We start from the raw sequence: 4,416 nt of genomic DNA, 5'->3' as shown, positions 1-4,416 counted from the left end.
CAGCATCCGGTTCACTCGGATGCCGCGCGAAACTCTCAGGCCACAGACAGAGGGGGAGTTCACGGGCGCCGAAGGGCGTCCCCCGTCCGACGACCGGGAGAACTCATGTCACACCCCGCTCCACCAGATACCGCACCCGTGCCGGCCGAGCCGAGACGCTCGCCGCTCCACGATCGACACGTCGCGCTCGGGGCTGCGTTCACGGACTTCGGCGGCTGGCAGATGCCGGTGCGCTACGCATCCGACCTCGCCGAGCACCACGCGGTGCGCGAGGCTGCGGGCCTGTTCGACATCTCGCACATGGCCGAGTTCCTCGTCACCGGAGAGCCCAGCGGCGCATTCCTCGACTACGCCCTCTCGGGTGATCACTCGGGCATGCGGGTCGGCAAAGCCAAGTACTCGCTCGTGCTCACCGAAGACGGTGGCATCGTCGACGACGTCATCGTCTACCGCACCGCTGAGGATCGGTACCTCGTCATCGCCAACGCGGGCAACCGGGATGCCGTGGCTGAGGCGCTCGCGCTGCGGGCCGCGCGGGCGCCGGTTGCAGCATCCTTTCTGGCCGAGCCGAGGAGCGATGGTGGCGTCACATCTTTCGCGGTCATCCCGGGTGTCTCCGGTACTGCACTGATCGAGGACGTGACCGATCAGTTCGCCCTCGTTGCCGTGCAGGGCCCGTTGGCGCAGGAGATCGTGACGGCAACACCCGGCATCGGTGAGGTCGCTCCTGTGCTCACTGAGCTCGGGTACTACGCCTGGGCTGCGGGATCTTTCGACGGTGAGCCACTCTTCATCGCCCGCACGGGCTACACCGGCGAGGACGGCTTCGAACTGCTCGTGCCTCATCGCGCGGCGGGAGCGCTCTGGGACGCGCTGCTGGCGGCGGGGACGCCGCTGGGGCTCGTTCCGGCGGGGCTTGCAGCTCGCGACACGCTGCGGCTCGAGGCCGGCATGCCGCTCTACGGCCACGAGCTCTCGCTCGAGACGGCTCCCGCCCAGGCGGGGCTTGCGCGCAGCGTCGCCGACGGCAAGCCGGATTTCGTGGGGAAGCGGGCTCCACAGGCCTCGGATGCCGACAGCCGCGTGCTCGTCGGACTCGTGTCTGAGGGCCGCCGCGCCGGACGTGCCGGCTACACCGTCGTTGCTCCGTCGGTCGACGGTGCCCCCGTCGTCGGTGAGATCACCTCCGGCGCGCTGAGCCCAACCCTCGGGCATCCGATCGCTCTGGCGTTTGTCGATCCCACTGTTTCCGCGCCCGGCACCGAACTGGCGATCGACGTGCGCGGCACCCTCATTCCTGCATCCGTAACGACCCTGCCCTTTTACCGGAGGACGACATGACCGACCTGACGACCCTGAAGTACACCGCCGAGCACGAGTGGCTGCGCCTGGAGGGCGATGAAGCGGTGATCGGGATCACCGACTACGCGGCCGACAAGCTCGGGGACGTCGTCTTTCTCGAGCTCCCGGGCGTTGGCGATGGCGTCTCAGCCGGCCAGGTCTGCGGCGAGATCGAGTCGACCAAGTCGGTCGGCGAGCTGTTCGCGCCCGTCGACGGGGAGGTGCTCGCCGTCAACCACGAGGCGGTCGATGACCCGTCCGTCGTGAACTCCGATCCGTTCGGCGCGGGTTGGCTCATGAAGCTCAAGATCACGCCCGCCGATATCGAGGCGCTCCTCGACCGCGACGCGTACGTCGCCCTCACCGGCGGCGCTGCATGATCGTCGGATCCTTCGCCGAGCGCCACATCGGAACTGACGCCGCTGCTCAGCGCGCCATGCTCGATGCGCTCGGCTACGAGAGCGTCGATGCGCTCGTGGCGGCGGCGGTTCCGGCATCCATTCACGCCGCTGCGCGGGACGGGTCGCGCATTCCGCATGCCGCGACCGAGGCCGAGGCGCTCGGGGAGCTGCGGCGACTCGCCGCGCGCAATCGGGTGTCACGGTCGCTGATCGGCCTCGGCTACTACGACACGCTCACTCCCGCCGTCATCGCGCGGAATGTCTTCGAGAACCCGTCGTGGTACACCGCCTACACGCCCTACCAGCCCGAGATCTCGCAGGGACGTCTCGAGGCGCTCATCACCTTCCAGACGATGGTGACCGACCTCACCGGGATGGCGACTGCCGGCGCGTCGATGCTCGATGAATCGACAGCGGTGGTCGAGGGAATGCTGCTGGCTCGCCGCGCCTCGAAAAGCGCCTCGAGCGTGTTCCTGGTCGACGCTGATGCCCTGCCGCAGACGATCGCACTGCTGCGCCACCGCGCGGAGGCGCTCGGGATCGAGATCCGGATCGTGCGGTTCGCGGCGGATGCGGGGGCGGACCTGCCAGAGGCCTTCGGCGCCTTCATCCAGTACCCCGGTGCGTCGGGCCGGGTGTGGGATCCGAGCGAGGCGATCGCGGCGATCCATGCTCACGGTGGATTGGCCGTGGTCGCCGCCGACCTGCTTGCCATGACGCTGCTGCGCTCGCCCGGCTCGCTCGGCGCCGATGTGGCAGTCGGGACCACGCAGCGCTTCGGCGTTCCGATGGGCTTCGGCGGGCCCCACGCGGGTTACCTCGCGGTGCGGGCAGGCCTCGAACGGCAGCTCCCCGGGCGCCTGGTGGGTGTGTCGGTGGATGCCGACGGGCGTCCGGCCTACCGGCTCTCGTTGCAGACGCGCGAGCAGCACATCCGGCGCGAGAAGGCGACCTCCAACATCTGCACCGCCCAGGTGCTGCTGGCCGTCATGGCGGCGATGTACGCCGTCTATCACGGCCCCGTAGGGCTGCGACGGATCGCTCAGGCCGTGCACACGCGGACGGCGACCATTGCCGGTCTGCTGCGGGCGCGAGGGGTCGAGGTGCTCGGCGATGCGTTCTTCGACACGCTCGAGGTCCGGGTCGCGGATGCCGATGCCGTCGTGTCGGCGGCGGCCGGGCTCGGCATCCTGCTGCGACGGACTGATGAGCGCACGGTCGGGATCTCGTTCGACGAGGTCAGCGCTGTGGAGCCCTCGATCGAGACCGATCTGCTCGCGGTGTTCGGAGCGACGGGTGATGCCCGCGCCGGGGACGTGCCCACCGAGCTTCCCGAGGGCTGGTCGTGGACCGCACTCGACGCGGTGCGCCTGTACCCCGAACAGCTGCGGCGCACGGATGCCTACCTCACCCACGAGGTCTTCCACGCGCACCGGTCCGAGACCGCCATGATGCGGTACCTGAAGACCCTCGCTGACCGCGACTATGCGCTCGACCGGGGCATGATCCCGCTGGGCTCCTGCACCATGAAGCTCAACGCCGCGACCGAGATGGCGGCGGTCTCGTGGCCGGAGTTCGCGCGGATGCATCCGTTCGCTCCGGCATCCGACGTCGAGGGCTACCTCGAGCTGATCGATCAGCTCGAGACGTGGCTGGCCGAGGTGACCGGCTATGACGCCGTCTCGGTGCAGCCGAATGCCGGCTCCCAGGGCGAGCTCGCGGGCCTGCTCGCGATCCGCGGATACCACCGCTCGCGGGGCGACGAGCAGCGCACGGTGTGCCTCATTCCGTCGTCCGCGCACGGCACGAACGCGGCATCCGCTGTGCTCGCCGGGATGCGGGTCGTGGTCGTCGCGTGCGATGACGCCGGAAACGTCGACCTCGGCGATCTACGCGCGAAGATCGCCGAGCATGCCGACGCGCTCGCCGCCCTCATGATCACGTATCCCTCAACCCACGGCGTGTACGAGCACGAGGTGCTGGCGATCACCGCGGCGGTGCACGAGGCAGGCGGCCAGGTCTACGTCGACGGGGCTAACCTCAACGCACTCGTCGGGTACGCGCGCCTCGGGGATCTCGGGGGCGACGTATCGCACCTGAACCTGCACAAGACGTTCGCGATCCCTCACGGCGGCGGCGGGCCAGGAGTCGGCCCGGTGGCCGCCAAGGCGCACCTTGCGCCGTTCCTGCCTTCGCATCCGATGGCGCAGCGGGAACGGCATCCGTCGCTCACGGATCCCGAAGGCGCGATCTTCGCCGGGGGTCCGATCTCGGGCGCGCCGTACGGTTCGGCATCCATCCTGCCGATCTCGTGGGCGTACGTCCGGATGATGGGCGCTGAGGGCCTGCGTCAGGCGACCGGCAGCGCGGTCCTGGCGGCGAACTACATCGCGGCCCGCCTGCGCGAGCACTACCCGGTGCTCTACGCGGGCGAGAACGGGCTCGTCGCGCACGAATGCATCCTGGATCTGCGCCCCCTGCGGGAGGCGACCGGGATCACGGTCGATGACGTGGCCAAGCGCCTCATCGACTACGGATTCCACGCGCCGACCATGTCGTTCCCGGTCGCGGGGACCCTCATGGTCGAGCCGACCGAGTCTGAGGATCTCGGCGAGATCGAGCGATTCATCGAGGCGATGATCGCGATCAACGCCGAGGCTGAGGCGGTGGCTGC

The 4,416-nt window shown here is 69.3% G+C and carries 3 protein-coding genes; all 3 read left to right on the top strand.

The window, feature by feature from the left end:
• Positions 1-105: 105 nt before the first annotated feature.
• The gene (locus Q1V87_RS11310) at positions 106-1,341 is read left to right on the top strand and encodes a glycine cleavage system aminomethyltransferase GcvT (protein ID WP_300592773.1); all 1,236 of its coding nucleotides are present in this window, start codon (positions 106-108) and stop codon (positions 1,339-1,341) included.
• On the top strand, positions 1,338-1,721 hold the full coding sequence (gcvH, locus tag Q1V87_RS11305) for a glycine cleavage system protein GcvH (RefSeq protein WP_300592770.1): 384 nt from the start codon (positions 1,338-1,340) through the stop codon (positions 1,719-1,721). The genes Q1V87_RS11310 and gcvH overlap by 4 nt, the downstream gene beginning before the upstream one ends.
• The coding region (gcvP, locus tag Q1V87_RS11300; RefSeq protein ID WP_300592767.1) for an aminomethyl-transferring glycine dehydrogenase at positions 1,718-4,416 on the top strand (2,699 nt) is incomplete at its 3' end. The genes gcvH and gcvP, both read left to right, overlap by 4 nt.

The sequence above is a fragment of the Microbacterium sp. genome, from assembly GCF_030149085.1.
GTDB lineage: Bacteria > Actinomycetota > Actinomycetes > Actinomycetales > Microbacteriaceae > Microbacterium.
The sequence above is the reverse complement of the archived record's forward strand: the minus strand, read 5'-3'. Positions and strand labels throughout refer to the sequence as shown.

Bases quoted from the DNA above. Each gene is read 5' to 3' on its own strand.
- Q1V87_RS11310 (WP_300592773.1), top strand. From the start codon at position 106: ATGTCACACCCCGCTCCACCAGATACCGCACCCGTGCCGGCCGAGCCG.
- gcvH (WP_300592770.1), top strand. From the start codon at position 1,338: ATGACCGACCTGACGACCCTGAAGTACACCGCCGAGCACGAGTGGCTG.